15 protein-coding genes and 1 tRNA gene are annotated in these 21546 nt (G+C 72.5%); 5 read left to right on the plus strand and 11 right to left on the minus strand.

The features are described 5' to 3' along the window. Positions 1 to 528 precede the first annotated feature (528 nt). The 7 genes from rho to HNR25_RS06525 form a co-directional block, all read right to left on the minus strand. Complete coding sequence (rho, locus tag HNR25_RS06495) at positions 529 to 2664, minus strand: transcription termination factor Rho (RefSeq protein WP_184633808.1); 2136 nt, start codon at positions 2662 to 2664, stop codon at positions 529 to 531. Between the two features lie 412 nt (positions 2665 to 3076). After that, positions 3077 to 4081, minus strand: a complete 1005-nt coding sequence (gene thrB / locus HNR25_RS06500; RefSeq protein ID WP_184633809.1) for a homoserine kinase — start codon at positions 4079 to 4081, stop codon at positions 3077 to 3079. A 100-nt stretch (positions 4082 to 4181) separates the two neighbouring features. After that, positions 4182 to 5240: a threonine synthase gene (thrC, locus tag HNR25_RS06505; protein ID WP_184638910.1), complete on the minus strand. Its 1059-nt coding sequence runs from the start codon at positions 5238 to 5240 to the stop codon at positions 4182 to 4184. Between the two features lie 314 nt (positions 5241 to 5554). Further along, on the minus strand, positions 5555 to 6853 hold the full coding sequence (locus HNR25_RS06510) for a homoserine dehydrogenase (RefSeq protein WP_184633810.1): 1299 nt from the start codon (positions 6851 to 6853) through the stop codon (positions 5555 to 5557). 79 nt (positions 6854 to 6932) lie between these two features. Next, complete coding sequence (gene lysA / locus HNR25_RS06515) at positions 6933 to 8330, minus strand: diaminopimelate decarboxylase (RefSeq protein ID WP_184633811.1); 1398 nt, start codon at positions 8328 to 8330, stop codon at positions 6933 to 6935. A 114-nt stretch (positions 8331 to 8444) separates the two neighbouring features. After that, positions 8445 to 9698 (minus strand): DALR anticodon-binding domain-containing protein, encoded by a 1254-nt coding sequence (locus HNR25_RS06520; RefSeq protein ID WP_184633812.1) that lies wholly within the window; start codon positions 9696 to 9698, stop codon positions 8445 to 8447. A 3-nt stretch (positions 9699 to 9701) separates the two neighbouring features. After that, positions 9702 to 10100: a response regulator transcription factor gene (locus tag HNR25_RS06525; RefSeq protein WP_312862389.1), complete on the minus strand. Its 399-nt coding sequence runs from the start codon at positions 10098 to 10100 to the stop codon at positions 9702 to 9704. 107 nt (positions 10101 to 10207) lie between these two features. Between HNR25_RS06525 and HNR25_RS06530 the strand changes: the two genes are divergently transcribed. Further along, positions 10208 to 10279 (plus strand) — tRNA-Arg (locus HNR25_RS06530). 739 nt (positions 10280 to 11018) lie between these two features. Further along, entirely contained in the window at positions 11019 to 12518 is a 1500-nt protein-coding gene (locus tag HNR25_RS06535; protein WP_184633813.1) for a SulP family inorganic anion transporter, read from the plus strand. A gap of 131 nt (positions 12519 to 12649) precedes the next feature. Here the strand turns inward: HNR25_RS06535 and HNR25_RS06540 are convergent, their stop codons facing one another. From HNR25_RS06540 to HNR25_RS06550, 3 genes are all read right to left on the minus strand, one after another. Then, positions 12650 to 14188: an acyl-CoA synthetase gene (locus HNR25_RS06540; RefSeq protein WP_184633814.1), complete on the minus strand. Its 1539-nt coding sequence runs from the start codon at positions 14186 to 14188 to the stop codon at positions 12650 to 12652. A gap of 70 nt (positions 14189 to 14258) precedes the next feature. Beyond that, on the minus strand, positions 14259 to 15581 hold the full coding sequence (locus HNR25_RS06545) for an MFS transporter (RefSeq protein WP_184633815.1): 1323 nt from the start codon (positions 15579 to 15581) through the stop codon (positions 14259 to 14261). 103 nt (positions 15582 to 15684) lie between these two features. Beyond that, positions 15685 to 16551: a p-hydroxycinnamoyl CoA hydratase/lyase gene (locus tag HNR25_RS06550; protein WP_184633816.1), complete on the minus strand. Its 867-nt coding sequence runs from the start codon at positions 16549 to 16551 to the stop codon at positions 15685 to 15687. Between the two features lie 65 nt (positions 16552 to 16616). On the opposite strand from HNR25_RS06550, the gene HNR25_RS06555 reads away from it, so the two are divergent. Both HNR25_RS06555 and HNR25_RS06560 read left to right on the plus strand, forming a co-directional pair. Next, positions 16617 to 17099 (plus strand): MarR family winged helix-turn-helix transcriptional regulator, encoded by a 483-nt coding sequence (locus HNR25_RS06555; RefSeq protein WP_184633817.1) that lies wholly within the window; start codon positions 16617 to 16619, stop codon positions 17097 to 17099. 167 nt (positions 17100 to 17266) lie between these two features. Beyond that, positions 17267 to 18838, plus strand: coding sequence for a long-chain-fatty-acid--CoA ligase (locus HNR25_RS06560; RefSeq protein WP_184633818.1), 1572 nt, complete (start codon positions 17267 to 17269; stop codon positions 18836 to 18838). Positions 18839 to 18940: 102 nt separating this feature from the next. Here HNR25_RS06560 and HNR25_RS06565 read toward each other — a convergent pair whose 3' ends face one another. Continuing rightward, positions 18941 to 19882 (minus strand): NADP-dependent oxidoreductase, encoded by a 942-nt coding sequence (locus HNR25_RS06565; protein ID WP_184638915.1) that lies wholly within the window; start codon positions 19880 to 19882, stop codon positions 18941 to 18943. Positions 19883 to 20442: 560 nt separating this feature from the next. On the opposite strand from HNR25_RS06565, the gene HNR25_RS06570 reads away from it, so the two are divergent. Continuing rightward, entirely contained in the window at positions 20443 to 21534 is a 1092-nt protein-coding gene (locus HNR25_RS06570; protein WP_184633819.1) for a hypothetical protein, read from the plus strand. The last annotated feature ends 12 nt before the right edge of the window (positions 21535 to 21546 follow it).

The following is a 21546-nucleotide window of genomic DNA, read 5'->3' on the forward strand; positions in this document are numbered from 1 at the left end:
GATCTCCTCGCTATTGGCGGTCGCCGGGCGCACTCGGCAGGGCGCTGGGCTGCCGTTCTGACGGCGTGAACCGGTACCGCGGCGGTCGATATACCAGTTTGCCAGACCTTCGAACAAGAACCGACCAGCGGCTATTCCGATCCCGTCGTGCGGCAGCCGGATCCCGCGGCCGCAGCGGTCCGGCGGGGCGCCCCGGGGGGGGATTCCCGCAGTACCGCCGGGCGGCCGCCTCGCTGACGGGTGCGGGCACCGGCCATCCGCCCCCGGCCGCCTCCATCGGTGATGGGGGTTTGTCGAGGGACCTGCGGCTGGGGAGGCATCCCCGGGAACCACAAGCATCGCCGCCACCACAGAGGTTGCGGCAATGGGGCGCAACCTCTGTGGTGGCGGCGCAGAAACCGGCCGAAACCCGGAACACGACACGGCGCCGCCTCCCGGGCGGACCGGGAGGCGGCGCCGTGTTCACGTCCGGGCGCGTTCGGCGGTGCGGCGACCGCCGGCGCGGGGCGCCGGTACCGGGGAAGGCGGCTAGGACCGCCCCTTGCCTTCGGTCTCGTTGGAGCCGCCCACCGTGGTCTTCTGCACCTGCAGCAGGAACTCGGTGTTGCTCTGCGTGTCCTTCATCCGCTCCAAGAGCAGTTCCAGCGCCTGCTGGGTGTCGAGGGCCTGCAGCACGCGGCGGAGCTTCCAGACGATGTTGAGCTCCTCGCCCGACATCAGGATCTCCTCCTTGCGGGTACTGGAGGAGATGACGTCGACGGCCGGGAAGACCCGCTTGTCGGCCAGGCCGCGGCTGAGCTTCAGCTCCATGTTGCCGGTGCCCTTGAACTCCTCGAAGATGACCTCGTCCATCCGCGAGCCGGTCTCGACCAGCGCGGTCGCCAGGATGGTCAGGGAGCCGCCGTTCTCGATGTTGCGGGCCGCGCCGAAGAACCGCTTGGGCGGGTACAGCGCCGTGGAGTCGACACCGCCGGAGAGGATGCGCCCGCTCGCCGGTGCGGCCAGGTTGTAGGCGCGTCCCAGCCGCGTGATGGAGTCGAGCAGGACGACCACGTCCAGGCCCATCTCGACCAGCCGCTTGGCGCGGTCGATGGCGAGCTCGGCCACCGTGGTGTGGTCCTCGGCCGGACGGTCGAAGGTCGAATGGATGACCTCGCCCTTGACCGTGCGCTGCATGTCGGTGACCTCTTCCGGCCGCTCGTCGACGAGCACGACCATCAGGTGGGTCTCCGGGTTGTTCTCGGTGATCGCGTTGGCGACCGACTGCAGCACCATGGTCTTACCGGCCTTGGGCGGCGAGACGATGAGGCCGCGCTGGCCCTTGCCGATGGGCGCCACGAGGTCGATGATCCGCGTGGTCTGGATGTTGGGCTCGGTCTCCAGGCGCAGCCGGTCCTGCGGGTACAGCGGAACCAGCTTGGAGAACTCCTGGCGGTTGCGCGCCTGCTCGGGAGTCATCCCGTTGATGGTGTCCAGGCGCACCAGCGCGTTGAACTTCTCGCGCCGCTCGCCCTCGCGCGGCTGGCGCACCGCGCCGGTGATCGCGTCGCCCTTGCGCAGGCCGTTCTTGCGCACCTGGGCCAGGGAGACGTAGACGTCGTTGGCGCCGGGCAGGTAGCCGGTGGTGCGGACGAACGCGTAGTTGTCGAGGATGTCGAGTATCCCCGCGACCGGCAGCAGCACATCGTCGTCGCTGACGACGGGCTCGGAGTCCGGGCGGTCGCGGCGCCGGTCGCGGCGGTCCCGCCGGCGCCCGCGGCGGCGCCCGCCGCCGAAGTCGTCGTCGCCGCCCTGACCGGACTGGCCGCCCTGGCCGGACTGCTGACCGCCCTGACCGGACTGGCCGCCCTGGCCGCGGTTGCCGCCGCCCTGCTGCTGACCGCTGTCCTGGCTCTGCTGCTGGTTGTCGCCGCCGCCGGAGTCGTCGCGGTTTCCGCCGCGGTTGCGCCGGTTGCGCTGGCGCTCACGGCCGCCGCCCTGGCCGCCTTGGCCGGACTGGCCGCCTTGGCCGCCCTGGGAGTCGGACTTCTGGGAGTTGGATGTCTTCGTCACGCTACTCGCGGGGGTCGAGGGGTCGGTACCGTCCGAGGGCCGGTTCTGGTCTGCGGAGTCCTCACCGCGCTTGCGCGGGGACCTGCGGCTGCGAGCCGGCTTCTCGGAGCCGTCGGCCTGCGCGGACTCGGGTCCGCGCCCGCCCGGCTCGCTCTTGGCCGACTCGTTCTTGGCCGGCTCGCTCTTAGCCGACTCGCTCTTGGCCGGATCGTTCTTGGCCGGCTCGCTCTTGGCCGGCTTCGCCGCGGGTGCGCTCTGTCCGGCGTCGTCCTGCTGCCCGGCGCCCTTGTCGGTGCGGTCTCCGGACTGTTTGGCAGCGCCTTCGGACGGTTGCGCGGACACGGGACCGCCCTGCTTCGCCTCGATGGCGCTGATGATGTCGTTCTTGCGCATCCGCCCCGTACCCGTAATACCGAGACTCGACGCCAGCCGCTGCAGTTCGGTCAGCTTCAGCGCCGACAGGCCGGTACCGCCGGAACGGCTGGGCGACCGGGACTGCGTGCTCTTTCTGGACGATGTCGCGGCGTCGCCGGCATCCGCAGCGGACGCGGCCGTCTCCTGCTGCTGCTTGCTGACCGCCGCGTCCGTGTGGAATTCGGTGGTGTCGCTCACTAAGGGTCCTTCCCAAGGAGCGGGCTCTGGCCGTCATCGTGTCGCTGACGGCCGGCCCGGTGGTGCGAACCGGCGGGGGCCGGGTCGGGCATGCCCCACGCGGATGTGTCGGGAACCGTGGATCCCTACCCGATCGCGGCGGGCTCTGGGTACAGCCAGACGTGAGGGCGATGAGTCCGGTAGTGCCGCCCGTGAACCATTCTGCCGCCCTCGTCGGGCGAGTCGGCGGCACACTCAGGGTGGACGGATTCACGGGAGCGCCGCGAACTCAACACAGTGTGAACCGCGTGCAGTGATCGCATGGCCAAGACCACGTACACCTTGGACGCGGGAAACACTGTGGCGGATGAGCACACGCCCCGGATCGGGGCATCTGGTGCTTCACCCAGCCTAACATCACCGGAGCCCACAGCTATTCCTTGACACAGGTCCATGAACGGGGAGTTTCGATCCACGCTCCTGCCGGATCGATGGCTAAGGGGCGTATGTGCCAATGCTTACCCGCCCGCCGTCGGACTGAATCAACCAGGTCGTCACTGATTTCCGGCACACCCGGCGATTCCGCGGACGTAGCGGCGCCGTCCGCGGGACCGGCGTCGGCCAGCACGAGCACGGTGGGGCCTGCCCCGGAGACCACGGCCGCCAAGCCGTCGCGTTCGCGCAGTTCACGGGCGATACGCAGGCTCTCCGGCATCGCCGGCCGACGGTACCGCTCGTGCAGCCGGTCCTCGGTGGCCTCCAAGAGCAGCTCCGGATGGCCGGAAACGGCCGCGACCAGCAGCGCCGCACGCCCGGCCGTGAACGCCGCGTCGGCGTGGGGCACCGTCTCCGGCAGCAGGCCCCGCGCCTGCTCGGTCGACACCCGTTCGTCGGGGACGCACACGATCGGGCGCAGCCGCGCCGAAGCCGCCACACCGGCCGCGCACCAGTCCTCGCCGCCGCGCCAGGCGACGGTGAACCCGCCGTAGACGCACGGCGCCACGTTGTCGGGGTGGCCCTCGATGTCGGCGGCGAGCCGGAATACGCGGTCGCGGTCCAAGCGCAGGTCCTGCGGGTCCCTGCCGCTCAGCAGGGCGGTCGCGGCGATCACGCCGGTGACGATGGCCGAGGCCGAGGAGCCCAGTCCGCGCCCGTGCGGGATGCGGTTCCTGCAGTGCAGCCGCAGGCCCGGCATCGGCTCCCCCGCCTGTTCGAACACCGCCCGCATCGCGCGCACGATCAGGTGCGAGGAGTCCAGCGGTACCTCGCCGGCGCCCTCGCCCTCCACGTCGACGACCAGCCTGCCGTCACCCGTGATCCGGACGTCGGCCTCGTCGTAGAGGCCCAGCGCCAATCCGAGCGAGTCGAATCCGGGGCCGAGGTTGGCACTGGTGGCGGGGGTGCGCACATGCACCCCGGCGGGGCGCGTCTGGGGCATGCGGAAACTCTTTCCGTGGCTCGGGGCGTCGGGGGACGCGGACCCGCCGACGGCGGCGCACGGCCGCCGCGCGGGTGTCGCGGCGCAGCGGACCGGCGGGTCAGGCCAGCCCGAGTGCCGAAGCCGCCGTGGGGGCGTCGACGGGCACGGTCGTGGCGGTCGAGGCCCCGGCGATCGCCCAGTCGGGGTCCTTGAGGCCGTTTCCGGTCACCGTGCACACCACGCGCGTGCCACGCTCGATGTGGCCGGATTCGACCGACTGGAGCAGTCCGGCGACGCTCGCGGCGGAGGCGAGCTCGACGAAGACGCCTTCCTCGGCCGCGAGCATGCGGTAGGCGGACAGGATCTTGCGGTCGGTGACCGAGGCGATGCGGCCGCCGGACTCGTCGCGCGCCTGCTCGGCGTAGACCCACGAAGCGGGGTTGCCGATGCGGATCGCGGTGGCGATGGTGCGCGGCTTCTCGACGGGCGCGCCGTTGACGATCGGCGCCGCCCCGCTGGACTGGAAGCCGAACATGCGCGGGGCGGCGGTGGAGACGCCGCCGTCGGCGTACTCGCGGTAGCCCATCCAGTAGGCGCTGATGTTGCCGGCGTTGCCCACCGGCAGGCAGTGCACGTCGGGGGCGTCGCCGAGCGCGTCGACGACCTCGAACGCCGCGGTCTTCTGCCCCTGCAGCCGGTAGGGGTTGACCGAGTTCACCAGCGCGACCGGGTAGTCCACCGAGAGCTTGCGGGCGAGTTCGAGGCAGTCGTCGAAGTTGCCGTCGACCTGCAGCAGCTTCGCGCCGTGCACCAGCGCCTGGGCGAGTTTGCCCATGGCGATCTTGCCCTGGGGCACCAGTACCGCGCAGGTCATGCCCGCACGCACCGCGTAGGCGGCCGCGCTGGCGCTGGTGTTGCCGGTGGAGGCGCAGATGACGACCTTGGCGCCGTCCTCGGCCGCCTTGGTGATGGCCATGGTCATGCCGCGGTCCTTGAAGGAACCGGTGGGGTTGAGGCCCTCGACTTTGAGGAACACCTCGCACCCGGTCAGCTCGGAAACGCGCTTGGCCGGAACGAGCGGGGTTCCGCCCTCGTTCAGGGTGACGACCGAGGTGTTCGCTGTAACGGGGAGACGGTCGCGGTACTCCTCGACGACTCCCCGCCACGCCCGTGCCATGCTCACGACAGGGCCCTTTCGAGAGAAACGGGTGGATGCATCAGCCGATGCCGCGGGCGGGAGCGCGCCGCGGCGCGCGGTTCCCCTGCGGGTGTGCGCGTCGGCCGCGGCCGACGCCGGTCGGAACCGGACGCGCGGCCGCGGCACCGCCACCGAGTCTAGATCCCGGCGGGGACCGCGCGTGCATCCGACGCCCACTCGTCTCAGCTGTTGGGACGGCGTTTTCGGGGCGCCGCCCCGCCCCCGCGCACCGGGCGCACCGGGCCCGCCGCAGGACGGCCCCGCACGTGCCGGACCGGCGCGCGGAGGCGGGATCAGACGTCCTCGGAGAACGCCTCCACACGCATGAGACTGGCCACCGAACGCACCATGTCCAGCTCCCGCAGCCGCTCGACGGTCTCGGCCAGCGCGGAGTCGGGTGCGGGGTGGCTGACCAGCACCAGCTGGGCGTCCTCGCCCGAACCCTCCTGGCGGACGTTCTTGATGGAGACCCCCATCTCCGCGAAGACCTCAGCGCAGCGGGCCAGCACACCGGGACGGTCGGCCACGTCCAAGGAGATGTGGTACCGGGTGACCGTGTGGCCCATGGAATGCACAGGCAGCCCGGTGTCGTGGGCGCCCTCGCCCGCCGACGTGCCCGCCAACCGGTTGCGGGCCACGGCGACCAGGTCGCCCAGCACCGCGCTGGCCGTGGGCCCACCCCCGGCGCCGGGGCCGTAGAACATCAGCCGCCCTGCGGACTCGGCCTCGACGAACACCGCGTTGTAAGCCTCGGTGACCGCGGCCAGCGGGTGCCGGCGCGGCAGCATCACCGGGTGGACGCGCACGCCCACCGACGCGCCGTCCTCGGCGCGCTGGCAGATCGCCAGCAGCTTGACCACGCAGTCCATGGCCTTCGCGCTGGCGATGTCGCCGGCGGAGACCTCGGTGATGCCTTCGCGGTGCACGTCGGCCGCCGTGACGTTCTGGGTGTGGAACGCGAGCCTGGCCAGGATCGCGGCCTTGGCCGCGGCGTCGAAGCCCTCGACGTCGGCGGTGGGGTCGGCCTCGGCGTAGCCCAGGGTCTGGGCCTCCTCCAGCGACTCGGCGAAGCCGGCGCCCTGGGAGTCCATCCGGTCGAGGATGAAGTTCGTGGTGCCGTTGACGATACCCAGCACCCGCTGGACCCGGTCGCCGGCCAGCGACTCGCGCAGCGGGCGCAGCAGCGGGATCGCGCCGGCCACCGCGGCTTCGTAGTAGATGTCGACGTTGTTCTCACGCGCCGCGGCCAGCATCGTCGCGCCGTCCTCGGCCAACAGCGCCTTGTTGGCGGTGACGACGGACTTGCCCGCCTTGACCGCCTCCAGGATCAGCGACCGGGCGGGCTCGATGCCGCCGATGACCTCGACGACGAGGTCGATGTCGGGCCGTGTCACCAGCTCCGTGGCGTCGGTGGTGAACAGCCCGGGGTCGACGCCGGTGCCGCGCTCGCGCCCGAGGCGCCGGACGGCGATGCCGCCGACCTCCAAGGGTGTTCCCACCCGTGCGGCGAGTTCGGACGCCTGCTGGTCGACCAGCTGCACCACTTCCGCACCCACAACGCCGCATCCCAGCAGCGCCACCTTCATCGCCATAGAGGGGTGACTCCCACTTCTGTCACGTCGTGTCCGTCCGATTCGTCCGCCGCCGGCCCGGCGCAGGTACCCGGCCCCGTCAGCCTACGTCCAAGCGGAGGAGGTCCTCTTCGGTCTCCCGGCGCACGAGCGTCCGCGGGACGCCGTCGCGCACCGCGACCAGGGCCGGGCGCGGAAGATGGTTGTAGTTGCTGGCCATGGAGAAGCAGTAGGCACCGGTGGCGGCGACGGCGACCAGGTCGCCGGGGCGCACGTCGGCGGGCAGGTGCAGGTCGTGGACGATGATGTCGCCGCTTTCGCAGTGCTTGCCGACCAGGCGGGACAGCACCGGCTCGGCGCCGCTGGTGCGCGAGGCCATCGTGCAGGTGTACTCCGCGCCGTACAGGGCGGTGCGGATGTTGTCGCTCATGCCGCCGTCGACGCTGACATAGGTGCGGATGCCCTCGACGTCCTTGACGGTGCCGACCTCGTAGACGGTGATGCCGGCCGGCCCGGACAGGGCGCGGCCGGGCTCGACCGCGATGCGCGGCACGGCCAGCCCGTGGGCGTCGCACTCGCGCTGCACGATGGACAGCAGGCTTTTGGCGATGGTCCCGGGATCCAGCGGCGTGTCGTCGGAGACGTAGGCGATACCCAGTCCCCCGCCCAGGTCCAGCTCGGACAGCTCGACTCCGGTATCGCGGTGCACGCGGGTGAGGAACTCGGTGACGCGGCGCGCGGCCACCTCGAACCCGGCGGTGTCGAAGATCTGCGAACCGATGTGGGAGTGCAGACCGACGAGTTCGATGTGCTCGCAGGCCAGGACGCGCCGGACCGCCTCGGCGGCGGCGCCGGTGCTCAGCGCCAGACCGAACTTCTGGTCGTCGTGGGCGGTGGCGACGAACTCGTGGGTGTGGGCCTCCACACCCGTGGTCACGCGCACCAGCGCCGAGGGGGTGCTGCCGCGCTCGGCGGCGATGCGCTCCAAGCGCTCGATCTCGTCGAAGGAGTCGACGATGATGCGGCCGACTCCGGCCTCGACGGCGCGGGCGAGCTCGGCCTCGGACTTGTTGTTGCCGTGCATGCAGATGCGCTCGGGCGGCATCCCCCCGGCCAGCGCCACGTTCAGCTCGCCGCCGCTGCTCACGTCGAGCTTGAGGCCCTCTTCGTGCACCCACCGGACGACGGCCTTGGTGAGCAGGGCCTTACCGGCGTAGTAGACGTCGGCTTCGGCGTCGCTGAAGGCCTCGCGGTAGCTGCGGGCGCGCCGGCGGAAGTCGTCTTCGTCGAGCACGAACAGCGGTGTGCCGTATTCGGCGGCGAGGCGGCGCACCCCCGCGCCGCCGACGGTCAGTTCGCCGTCGGTGTCGTCGCGCCGGGCGGTGGCGGGCCAGACGCGCGGGTCCAGCCCCATCAGGTCGCGCGGCGGGGTGGGAGGGTTCTCCTCGGGCAGCACCTCCGCGTGGCGCGGTCCGGCGGGGTGGGCGTAACGGCTCATGGTGTCAGCGCTCTCGACGTGTCGGCGTTGTGGCGGCGTTCGTTCGGGGGGATCTCCGCGTCGACCGGGTTCCCGGGGTTTCCGGGACGCGCCGCGGCGCGCTCGCCGGAGTGCTCACAGCCTTGTGGGCGCGGGCACGCCGAGCAGGCGGAGTCCCGCGCGCAGGACACCGGCCGCGGCGGCGCACAGCCGCAGCCGACCGAGCTCCGACGCCGATCCCCCGCCCGCGGGTTCGCCGGCGGCCTCGACGGCGAGTCCGCTGGAACCCCGCCATTCATGGTAGGCAGCCGCCACACCTTCGAGGTATCTGACCAGCATATGGGGTTCGCCGCGCCGCCGGGCGGCGGCGAGGACCAGCGGACCGTCGTAGAGCGCACCCGCCAGGTCGGCGCCCGTCCCGTCCGGCTCCACCGCGGGACCGGGTGCGGCGGCCGCCGCTCCGGGGGCCGCCGCCTGCGCCTCGCGCGCCCAGCGCAGTGAGGAGACGGCGTGGGCATGGGCGTAGCGCAGCGCGAATGCGGGGTTGGCGCGGGTTCCCAGGGCCCAGGCGCCGGGGTGCTCGGCGGTGGGCACGGCGGGCAGTCCGGGGCCGGTGTCCTCTCCGGGGCGCGGGCGGTCGGCGGCCGCACGGCAGGAGGCCACGCGCGCGTCGGCCTCGCCGACGACCGCGAGCAGCCGCGCGGCGGGGGTGCCGCTCCCGGCGCCGTCGATGCGGGGATCGCGCCAGGAGACGTCGCCGGGAGCCGCACCGGAGGCGTCGGCGCCCGCGGCTGCGGCGGGCGCGTCGGGGACGGCCTGTATCCGGCGGCGCGCGTCCGCGCGCGCCAGCTGCCGGACCTCGTCGGCGGTGGCGGCGCCGTCCAACGGGGACAGGGCGGGGGCCGGCACGGGCGCGGTGCCCGCACCGTCCGGCGCGCGGCCGGGTTCGGGGACGGAACCGGCCCCGTCCAGGCGGCCCAGGCTGCGCAGGTAGTCCAGATAGCCGCCCAGGTACGCGGAGCCGTCGGCGGCGGCCGTGCCCGTCATCGCCGCCCGGGCGTCCGCGGCGACGTCGATCGCGACGAACCCGCCGCGTTCGACCCGGGCGCCGTCGATGCGGGAGGCGCCGCGCAGGAGTGCGGCGGCGGCCTCGGCCACCTGGGGCGCGCCGGTACCGAGGCGCCCGGCCAGGCGCAGCGGCAGCGCCGTCGCGTAGCGGGCGGCGCCGGCGGGCGCGGAGGCGCGCCGGGGCTCGGCCGGGGGGACGGTTTCCAGCGGGCACTCGGCGGCCGCGGCCACGGCGCGGCGCAGCAGCGCGTCCACGCGCCGGGGAGTCGCGCCTTCGGCGCGCCACCAGCGGTCGGAGGGGTCGAAACCGTCGTCGGCCACGGGTCAGCCGGCCTGTTCGGCCCGGCTGTTCTCCGCGAGCTCGCGGACCAGCCGGATGAGCTCGGTGGGGTCGAACGGCTTGGTCAGGTAGGCGTCGACGCCGAGTTCGCGTCCGCGCCGGATGTCGTCCTCCTGGGCGCGGGCGGTGATCAGCAGCACCCGCATCCCGCGGGTCGCGGGGTCTTCGCGCAGCCGCGAGGCCGCCACCCAGCCGTCGAGCCGGGGCATCATGATGTCCAGGGTGATCACATCCGGCCGGATCTCGCCCACGCGGGCGAGGCAGTCCTCGCCGTCAACAGCGGTGTGCACCTCGAAGCCTTCGAGCTGCAGGTTGACGGAGATCAGCTGCCTGATCACCTCGTTGTCGTCGACCACCAGTACCCGTGCCACACCATCACCCACGTGCGCGAGACTAGCGCCCCCGCGCCCGCCTCCGCTGGCGATCGGCCAAGCCCGCGGCTGTTGCACGATCCACCCTGCCGCGCCTGCTAGTCTGGATTCCGCACAGCGCCCCCTTAGCTCAGGGGATAGAGCAACGGCCTCCGGAGCCGTGTGCGGAGGTTCGAATCCTCCAGGGGGCACCGGCGCTTGCATCTTTCGACCAGCGGATTCGCTTATGCGGCCGCTGGTCTTTTCATGCCGTCCCGTGTCACCTGAGACCGGCTTTCGCGGATCTGTATGACCCCGCAGTGGACAGGACATTCGACGAAAATAACCGCGAATCGGGCGGAAATTCGACACGTTCCGCACCGCTTTTAGGTCAGCGACCTGTGGCGATTCGGGCAGATAGAACCCGAGACGCCCGGTTCGGACGTCCCGCTTCCGCGCCCGGCGCCGGCCGGCGGGGCGGACCGCGGCACCCGTGACGTCCGCGCGCTCCCGGATCGCAGCAGCCGACCCGACGCTCGCGCCGGGGACGACCGGCCGCCGCTGCGAACTCCCCGGCCGGTGCCGGCGGTACCGGACCGGTGCCGCGCACCCCAGCTCTCCGGTGTGGGCCACTCCTCCCGGCGGTGTGGCCAGGCTCTCGTACGCGCAGCGTGACTCTACACCTCACGTGAAAGTAGGCTTGCGGTCGCGCCGGATCCGCCGCGGCCTGTCGTACGCCGCCGCCCCCGACTCGCGGTCCGGCCGTGCTCGATCCCGCTCGTATACGGCAACGGTGCCGCTCACGGGCCCGCACCCGGTGCGGAGCCCCGGCGGGAGTCACGTCCCGACCCGCTATCGCATCCGACCACCGCACCCCGCTGTGTGCACGGCACAGGGGCGCATGCCGCCCTGCGCCGGACACGTTGTGTGCGCCCAGCAGAGATTGGTTCCATGCCTGCCCAGCAGACCCAGCGGACCGCCCGCATTCGCGGCGCGGCCCGGTCCCTGTCCGTGTCGCGACTGCGCACCGAGGTACTCGCGGGCCTCGTCGTCGCCCTCGCCCTGATCCCCGAGGCCATCTCGTTCTCGATCATCGCCGGCGTCGACCCCCGCGTCGGACTCTTCGCCTCCTTCACCATGGCGGTCTCCATCGCCTTCCTCGGCGGGCGCCCGGCCATGATCTCGGCGGCGACCGGGGCCATGGCGCTGGTCGTCGCGCCGCTGGCGCAGGAGCACGGCGTCGACTACCTGCTCGCCGCCACCGTCCTGGCCGGCGTCTTCCAGGTGGTCCTGGGGCTCCTCGGGGTGGCCAAGCTGATGCGGTTCGTCCCGCCCAGCGTGATGACCGGGTTCGTCAACGCCCTGGCCATCCTCATCTTCATGGCCCAAGTGCCGCACTTCGCCGGGGAGGGCTGGCCGGTCTACGCCCTCATCGCGGGCGGGCTGGCGATCATCTTCCTGCTGCCGCGCCTGACCACGGCGATTCCGGCGCCGCTGGTCGCCATCGTCGTACTGACCGGCATCGCCGTCGCCTCCGGGGTGAAGGTGCCCACCGTCGGCGACATGGGCGAACTGCCCTCCAGCTTCCCGGTCCCGTTCCTGCCCGACGTGCCGCTGAGCATGGACACGCTGCGCATCGTCGCCCCGTACTCCCTGACCCTGGCGCTGGTGGGGCTGATGGAGTCCCTGATGACCGCCAAGCTGGTCGACGACATCACCGAGACCCGCTCACCCAAGGGCCGCGAGGCCCGCGGCCAGGGCCTGGCCAACATCATCACCGGCTTCTTCGGCGGCATGGCCTCCTGCGCGATGATCGGCCAGACCATGATCAACGTGCGCTCCGGCGCCCGCACCCGCCTGTCCACGCTCATGGCCGGCGTGTTCCTGCTGATCCTGGTGGTGGTGCTGGGCGACGTCGTCGCCGTCATCCCCATGGCCGCCCTGGTCGCGGTCATGGTGTTCGTGTCCATCGCCACCATGGACTGGCACAGCATCGCCCCCGCCACCCTGCGGCGCATGCCCTGGACCGAGACGGCGGTCATGGTGGTCACGGTGGCGGTCGTGGTGGCCACGCACAACCTCGCGATCGGCGTGGTCGTGGGCGTGCTGACCTCGACGGCGCTGTTCGCCCGGGGGGTGGCAGACCTGTCCGGCGTCACCAGCGTGCTCGACCCCGACGGCGGCGTGCGGGTCTACTCGGTGCGCGGCGACCTCTTCTTCGCCTCCAGCAACGATCTGACCGCGGAGTTCAACTACACCGAGCAGAATGTGAACCGGGTGGTCATCGACCTCTCCCGCGCGCACATGTGGGACTCCTCGGCGGTGGCGGCGCTGGACCACGCGGTGGACAAGTTCGCCAAGCACGGCATCGACGCCGAGATCGCCGGACTGAACATCCCCAGCGAGGAACTGCACAAGGACCTGTCGGGCACGCTCAACTCCGCGCACTGAGGCGCGTGGTCGGCGCCGACCGCGGCGCCGACCACGGCACGCGTCCACGGCCGGGCTCCCCGCGGGGAGCCCGGCCGTTCGCCGTCGGCCGGTCCCGCGACCGCGTGCGGAGACGGGACCGGCCCCCGGCATCAGCCGGCGGCGGGCCCTCCGCCGCCCGCACGCGCATCGCCCATGCGGGAGCGCAGGGCCTGCTTGTCGATCTTGCCGACTCCGCTGCGCGGCAGCTCGCCGACGACGTCGATCCGCGCCGGGACCTTGTAGCGGGCGATCCGCTCTTCGAGGAAGCTGCGCAGCTCGTCGGCGCCGGGCGCGGCCCCGGGAACGGGCACCGCCACCGCCGCCCCGGCCTCGCCCCACACGTCGTCGGCGATACCGACCACGGCGCACTCGCGCACGGCGGGATGGGCGGCGAGGACGGCCTCGACCTCCGCCGGGTACACGTTCTCCCCACCGGTGATGTACATGTCCTTGACCCGGTCGACGATGCGGAAATAGCCGTCGCCGTCGACCTCGGCGGCGTCGCCGGTGTGCAGCCACCCTCCGCGCAGCGCCGCGGCGGTCTCGGCGGGGCGGCCGCGATAGCCCGGGGTGACATTGGGGCCCTCCACCAGCACCTCGGCGGGGCCCGGTCCGGTTCCGGCGGTGCGCACGTCGGTGAAGAACGCCGCCACACCGGCGCTTCCGGCCTTGCTCCCGCAGTCGGCCACAGGCAGCATCAGCGCACCCGGGGCCGCCTCGGTCAGCCCGTAGCCCTGCACGAACGCGAGGCCGCGGGCCCGGTAGCGCTCGATGAGCGGCGGCGGCACCGGCGCCCCGCCGCACATCAGCAGGCGCAGGCCGGACAGGTCCGCGCCGCTCCAGTGGTCCGAGCGCGCGATGCTCTCGTACATGGTGGGAACCCCGAACATCACCGTCACGCCCGCGTGCTCGATGAGGTCGAGGCTGCGTTCGGCGTCGAACCGCTCCTCCAGCAGCAGGCGCCCGCCTTTGAGCAGCACGGGCAGGCACAGCATGTTCAGCGCCGCCGTGTGGAACATCGGCGCACTGACCAGGGCGGTATCGGTACTGGCGAGGTCGGTGTCGACGACCGAGTTGACGCAGTTCCAGGTGACGTTGCCGTGGGTGAGCACCACTCCTTTGGGCCGGCCGGTGGATCCGGAGGTGTAGAGCAGCAGGAACGGATCGTCGGCTCCCACGGGCCGGTCGATCTCCCCGTCCGGCGCCGCGGCCAGCTCCCGCTCCAGGTCCGCGTCGCCTCCTGCTTCCTCTCCGCCGCCGGCGAGGAGGACGTCGCCCACCGGCCCGGCGTCGGCGAGCGCCGCGGCGTCGCCCCTGCGATCGGCGTCGGCGACGAGCAGGGCGGGGGCGCTGTCGGCGGCCAGCGCCTCCAGCTCGGTGTAGGCCAGGCGGGTGTTGAAGGGGGTGAACACGGCTCCCAGCAGTGCGGCGCCGAACATCGTCTCCAGAAACTCCGGCCGGTTGGCGCCGAGGTAGGCGACGCGGTCGCCTCGGGCCACCCCGCGCCGCTCCAGCGCGCGGGCCGTGCGCCGGGAGCGTTCGGCGAGTTCCCTGTAGGCGGTCGTGCGGCCGTCGTGCACGACCGCGGTGCGCGCGCCGGCCGCACGGGCGCGCCGAGCGGGCCAGGATCCGATGCCGTGGTTGCGCATTGCGGTCTCCCCGGAACGTGGGTGGCGGGTGTCGCCAGAGGCGGGCGGGCGTCGGACGGCTACCGGCGGATCACACCCGCCGGAGGTCGCGTTCGGAGGTCTCGGGGGTCAGCAGCACCGCCAGCGTCGCCAGCAGCGCCATCGCCGCGAGGTAGAGGCCCACGGCCGCCGAACCGCCCTGGGTCGCGAACAGGGCGGTGGCGACGATGGGCGCCAGTCCCCCGCCGAGCGCGTTGCCCACCTGGTAGCCGGTGGAGACGCCGCTGTAGCGGACGTGCGTGGGGAACAGCTCCGACAGCAGCGCGGACAGCGGGCCGTATTGGGCGGAGACGACGATGACGGCGAGGCTGCAGGCCAACAGCGCCCAGAGGAACGTCTCGCGCTCGAACATCGGGAAGAACAGCAGCACGAGCACGATCTGGGCGAATCCCCCGCCGATGAACACGCGCCGCCTGCCGAGCTTGTCGCTGAGCGCCGACCACCCCAGGACGGCGGCCAGTTGGACGGCGCTGGCGAGGATCACCACGACCAGCAGCGCGTTGCGGGAGTAGCTCAACTCGGTGGTGCCGTAGGACAGCGTGTACACGAGGACGATGTAGCCCAGGCCCGTGGACGCGGCGGTCGCGAACGCGGCGCGTACGATGCCCAGCGGGTGGCGCAGCAGGAGCTCCGACAGCGGCGCGGACCGCGGAGCGTCCTCGTCCTGCCGGCGCTGGTGCCGGTCCTCCTCGAACAGCGGGCTCTCGTTGACGCTCCGGCGGATGACGTAGCCGACGGCGAGGAGCACGACGCTGGCGAGGAAACCGAGCCGCCACCCCCATTGGGCGAACGCGTCGGCGGCCGTGGTCGAAGCGACCAGCATGACGAGGTTGGCGGCGATCGCCCCGGCGGGCACGCCGAGCTGGGGTGCGGCACCGAAGAGTCCGCGCCGTCCGGGCGGCGCGTGTTCGACGGCCATGAGCGCGGCGCCGCCCCATTCGGCGCCCACACCCAGCCCTTGGGCAAGCCGCAGCACGACGAGCAGGATCGGCGCGGCGGCGCCGATCTGGGCGTAGGTGGGAAGCAGCCCGATCAGGACCGTGGCCACACCCATGACCAGTAGCGACACCACGAGCATCCGCTTGCGTCCGAGGACCCGGTCGCCCAGGTGGCCGGCGACGATCCCGCCGATGGGCCGGGCGGCGAACCCGACGGCGAAGGAGGAGAGCGCGGCCAGTTGGCTGGCGAGTTCGTTGTCGGACGGGAAGAACTGGGGGCCGAAGACGAGGGCGGCCGCGGCGCCGTAGAGGAAGAAGTCGTACCACTCGATGCTGGTTCCGATGAAGCTGGCGAGCGCGATCTTGCGGGCCTCGCGGTGCCGAGTTGGGCTGTTTTCGGGAGGTGTGCTGGTCACGGCGTCTCCGTTCCAGACGGGGGGATGTGCCCCTGTGCGCGGGCCGATGCCGGGACGGAGGGCGGGGCGTGCCCTTTCGTCCCGGCGGCCGGATCCGCCGGGGTCAGCCGCGTGCGTAGCGGCCCAGGCCCGGACGGAAGGTCTTGTCGTCGAGGAACTGCTCCATGCCGTGGCTGCGCCCCTGTTCGGGGTCGCGGAACTGCGACTGCTCCAGCTTGGCGTAGAGGTAGTCCTCGGCCTGGTCCCAGTCCATTCCGGCGGCGAGCCTGTAGCCGGTTTTGGCGGCCTGGAGGACGACGGGGTTCATTCCGGCCAGGTGCGCCGCGAGCTCGCGGGTCCGCTCGCGCAGGCGCTCCCCCGGCACGGCCTCGTTGACCAGGCGCATCCGCTCGGCCGCCCGGCCGTCGAAGGTCTCGCCGGTCATGATGTGGTACAGCGCGTCGCGCTGGGGGACGACCGCCGCGAGCGCCCGGCTGACCACGCTGCCGGGCGGAATGCCCCAGTTGATCTCGGACAGGCCGAAGCCGGCGTCCTCGGCGGCCACGGCCAGGTCGCAGGCCACCAGCGGGGTGAACGCGCCGCCGAAGCACCAGCCGTTGACCATGGCCACGGTGGGCTTGGAGTACGTGGACAGCCGGCGCCACTGCCACTCCGCTGCGGTGCGCCGCACGCGCTTCTGCAGCGCGGGGTCGCCGGTGGCGTCGACGTCGCGGAAGTACTCCTTGAGGTCCATGCCGGCGCTCCAGGAGTCGCCCGCTCCGGTGAGGACCAGCACGCGGCAGCGCTCGTCGCCCTCCAGCGCGTCGAGGGTGGCGACCATCTCCTCGTTGAGGCGCGGGTTCATCGCGTTGCGCTTGTCGGGCCGATTGAGCGTCACCCAGGCGATGCCCGCGTCGAACTCGACGAGGACCGCCTCGCCCCAGGGCGGGGACGCGTCGCCGTTGTGGGCGGCCCGGTCCGCAGACTCCATGGCAAACTCCTTGATATAAGGGACCTTGAGATCTATGTAACAAGAACCTTGATACCGTGTCAATCATGATCGATTCCGCTCCTGCTCAGGTCACAGCCGAGGAATCCGAGCCGCGCATCATCTACCTGGTGAAAAGGATCGAGATGATCGCCCGGGCGCACCTGGACGGCGTCACCCGCGAGCAAGGGCTCACCACCCTGCAGTACACGGCCCTGAGCGTGCTGCGTGCCCAACCCGGGCTCTCGGCCGCGCAGCTGGCCCGGCGCTCCTTCGTCAGCCCTCAGGCCATGACCGAGATGGTCGGCGCACTGGAGGCCAAAGGCATGATCCGCCGCGAGCCCGACCCCGGAAACCGGCGCGTACTCCGCGCCTACCTGACCGACACGAGCCGCACCGCCCTGCACGCCTGCGACCGCGGCGCCGACCTCCTGGAGGAGCACATGCTGGGCGGCGTTTCCGCACAGGAGCGGGCCGCCCTGCGCCGGACCCTCGCCGCCTGCGCCGCGGAGCTCGACACGTTCGCCGGGGCCCCGGCCGCGCCCACCTGACGCCGGGCCGCTCCCGGCCCGCGGCCCCGCCCGCCCGGCCGGCCGACCCCGCTGGGATCCGGCCGGGCGCGGACGTGCGCCGGTCTTGTCCCGAGTGCCGGGCGCGCCGTATTTTCGTGGCACCCGCGGTCCCGGGGAGTTCAGCCGCTGTCACGAGAGAAGACGACATGGAAACCGCCCTCACCCCGCTGGAGTTCGCCCGCCGCACGCGCCGGCTGCATCCGCGGCGCGAAGCGGTCGTCGACCAGAGCGTGCGGCTGACCTACGAGCAGTTCTTCGACCGGTGCGACCGGTGGTCGGCGGCCCTGGAGCGGATGGGCGTGGGCAAGGGCGACCGCGTCGCCTACATCGCCCCCAACACCCACGCCCAGCTGGAGTCCTTCTACGCAGTCCCGCAGCTGGGCGCGGTGCTGGTGCCGATCAACTACCGGCTCTCCGCCGAGGACTTCGTCTACATCGTCAACCACTCCGGCGCCACGGTGCTGTGCGCCCACTCCGACCAACTCGCCGTGGTCGACGGCGTACGCGACCGGATGCCCGGCGTCGAGCACTTCGTCGCGCTGGAGGGTTCCGGCGAGGGCTGGCAGGACTACGAATCGCTCGTCGCCGCCACGCGGCCGGAGTTCACCCGGCCCGAGATCGCCGAGACCGACCTGCTGACGATCAACTACACCAGCGGCACCACCGCGCGCCCCAAGGGCGTGATGATCACCCACCGCAACGCCTACATGAACGTCGTCGGCACCCTGCTGCACCTGCGCATCGGGCTCGGCGAACGCTACCTGTGGACGCTGCCGATGTTCCACGCCAACGGGTGGACCTACACCTGGACGGTCACCGCCGCGGCCGCCGCGCACGTGTGCCTGCGCGCCATCGACCGCTCCCGCGTGTTCGAACTGGTCCGCGAGGAGGGGGTCACCTGGATGTGCGCCGCTCCCACGGTGCTGATCTTCCTGGCCAACACCCCCGAGGAGGAGCGCGGCGCGGTCCCGCCCGGCGTGCACGTCGTCACCGCCGGCGCCTCCCCCGCCGCCGACACCATCGAGCGGCTGGAGGGCACCTTCGGCTGGTCGGTCACCCACGTCTACGGGCTCACCGAGACCACGCCGTTCATCACCGTGTGCGAACCCCGGCCCGAGCACACCGGGCTGGACGTCGACGAGCGCGCCGCCGTCAAGGCCCGCCAGGGCGTCGAGCTGATCACCTCCGGTGAGCTCAAGGTCCTCTCCTCCGACGGCGGCGAGGTCCCTTGGGACGGCGCCGCGGTCGGCGAGATCGCCGTGCGCGGCAACGTCGTAATGGCCGGCTACTACAAAGACCCCGAATCCACCGAGAAGGTCATGGGCGACGGCTGGTTCCGCACCGGCGACGCCGCGGTTACCCACCCCGACGGGTTCGTCGAGATCCAGGACCGCATCAAGGACGTCATCATCTCCGGAGGCGAGAACATCTCCTCGGTCGAGGTCGAAGGCGTCCTGCTGCGCCACCCGGCCGTTCAGGAGGCCGCGATCGTGGGCGTGCCGCACGAACGGTGGGGCGAGACGCCCAAGGCCTCGGTCGTCCTGCACGACGGGGCCGCGGCCACCGAGGAGGAGCTGATCGGCTTCGCCCGCGACCGTCTCGCGCACTTCAAGGCGCCCACGCGGGTGGAGTTCGTGGACCAGCTGCCCAAGACCGCCACCGGCAAGATCCAGAAGTACGTGCTGCGTGAGGGCGCATCTGCGGTCTCCCGCCAGTAGTGCGCCGGGCCCGGCCGCGGCGGCCGGGCCCGGAACGACCGGTGCGGGCGGCCCGCACCCGCCCGCGGCCGCCGCACCGCACGGGTACGGCGGCCGCGCGGATCAGGCCTCGCCGGCCACGTCGATCACCAGCTTTCCGGTGGTGCGGCCCGTCTCCCCGGCGCGGTGCGCGTCGGCCAGGCGGTCCAGCGGAAAGACCTCGCTGACGTGCGGCCGCAGCCGTCCCGACTCCGCGAGATCGGCCACGGCCGTCATCCCGGCGTGGTCGGACTCCACCAGCATGGGCGCGGCGCGCACACCGCGCTTCTCGGCCTCGTCGAGGAGGCCTTCCGGCGGGATCGGCAGGATCGTCACCATCGTTCCGCCGCTGCGCAGCACACGCAGCGAGCCGAAGGCGGTGTCGCCGCCGATGGTGTCGAGCACGGCGTCGACCTCGCCGACCGCCTCGGTGAAGTCGGTCTCGCGGTAGTCGACGGGCTCGTCGACGCCGACCCCGCGCAGGAAGTCGTGCTTGCCGGAGCTGGCGGTGCCGAAGACGCGGGTGCCCAGGGCCGCGGCGATCTGCGTCGCGAAGTGGCCGACGCCGCCGGCGGCCGCGTGGACGAGCACGCTCTGGCCCTCCTCCAGGTGGGCGGTGTCGATCAGGGCCTGCAGGGCGGTCAGCGCCGCCAGCGGCATGGCGCCGGCCTCGACATGGGTCAGCCCGTCGGGCTTGTGGGCGAAGGAGCGCGCGGGGCCGGTGACGTACTCGGCGAAGGAGCCCGCCCCGTGGGGGTAGGGCAGCATGCCGAAGACTTCGTCTCCGGGCTCGAAGACGGTCACCCCGATACCGACGGCCTCCACCACGCCGGAGACGTCCCACCCCAGGACATAGGGCGGGTCGCCGAGGAACAGGCGGTCGGCCCGGTGCTTCCAGTCGGTGGGGTTGAGTCCGGCCGCGTGGACCCGCACCAGGATCTGCGAGGGGCCGGGCCGGGGGACGTCGAGTTCCACTTCGTGGAGCACGTCGGGTCCGCCGTGGGTTTTCTGGGACATTGCGCGCATGGTTGTGGCGGTCATTCGCTCAGCATCTCGTGCCCCGGCGCTGCGGCAAAACGGCTGGGCCGCGGGCGTGCGCGTGTCGCAGGCGCGGACGGACGCACGACGGCTCCCGCAACCGGGCGCGACGGCGGCGGAAACGGCGCCCTGCCGGCGTCCGTTCCGGCCGCCGGCAGGGCCCGGCGAGCGGGGACCGGTCCGGTTCCCACCCGGACCCGCCCCCGTGTCTGGCGTCCGCTCGCCTCACCCCCGCGTCACGGGGGCACGGCCGACGATAGATCCCCCCTGCGACATTCGGCGCCCGCATCCACAGAGCGGCCGTTTCGGGCGGGCGCGGCTCGGGGCGGGCGGCACCCGCCCGCCGCCGCGTGCATTCCTATCGCGCGGGCGTTCCGGTACCGTTCCACCGACCGGACCGGCCGCAGCACGGCGGTGTCCGGCACCGGAACGGCTGCGCAGGACGCCGCGGCGCGCCCGCTCGACTCCCGATGTTCGCTCGGGGTTGGCCCCCTGCTCATCCGCCGCCGGTACCTTCTGCGCGCAGTGCCTAGGGAGTGGAGTAATCGGTGGCAGAGCGGCTTGTCTTGCACATCGGAGTGCAGAAATCCGGAACGACCTATCTGCAGCAGATGATGCAGGACCGCACACAGGAGCTCGCCGCGCTCGGCGCGCTCTATCCGGTTCCGCCGCGGCGGCGAGCGGGCGCCACGCGGGTCAACTACCACGAGACCGCCACCTACGCGCTGCTGGGCGGCGAGTACTCCTGGGTGAGCGAGGAGCGCTCCGCCAAGGAGCGCGCGTGGTGGGAGAACCTGCAGAAGCAGGTGCGGTCGTGGGAGGGCACCGCGATCGTCTCCGCCGAGGCGCTGTCAGTGGTGCGCGCCGAGGCCGCCCGCACGACCGTCGACGCGCTGGGCGCCGCCGACACGCGGGTGTTCATCACCGCGCGCGGGCTGGGCAAACTGCTGCCGTCGGTGTGGCAGCAGCACATCCGCAACGGCAAGTCCAGCAGCTTCCATTCCTACCTGCGCCAACTGTCGCGCCAGCGCGACGCGGGCTGGGATCCGCTGGAGGAGGACCACTCCACCCACCTGTGGCGCGCGTTCGCGCTGGGGCGCCTCGCTCGGCGATGGGCCTCGATCGTGGGCACGGACAAGGTGACGGTCATCAGCAATCCCGGATCGCCCGCCGACCGGCTGTGGCACCGGTTCCTGGAGGCGGTCGAACTCGGCGACACCTCGGCGGTCCCCGCCCCCGACGACGCCACGACCGTGCACAGCGGGATCACCGCCCCCGAGGCCGAAGTGCTGCGTACGCTCAACTCCAACCTCTCCGGGGCGGAGTGGTCGCCGGACGACGCCCGGCGGCTCCGCGCCCGGATCATCGAGGGCTTCGCCCAGCGCTCCGAGCGCGGACCGCGGCTGGGCATCCCCGCACCGTTCCGCGCGTCGGTGGAGTCCTGGAGCCGCGCCGACATCGAAGATCTGCGCGAATCCGGGATCCGCGTCGTCGGCGACCTCGACGAGCTCGCCTACTCGGCCGACGCCGAGCCGCCCGAACCCGCCGCGAACGACGTCGCCGAGGCCGCCGGCAGCGCGGCGGCGACGGCCGCGGAATGGTCGCCGGGGCTGAAGAGTCCGCTGTCCAAGGCGGTTTGAGGGCCGCCCGGC

It is taken from the genome of Streptomonospora salina (assembly GCF_014204715.1).
In the GTDB taxonomy this organism is placed as follows: Bacteria; Actinomycetota; Actinomycetes; order Streptosporangiales; family Streptosporangiaceae; genus Streptomonospora; species Streptomonospora salina.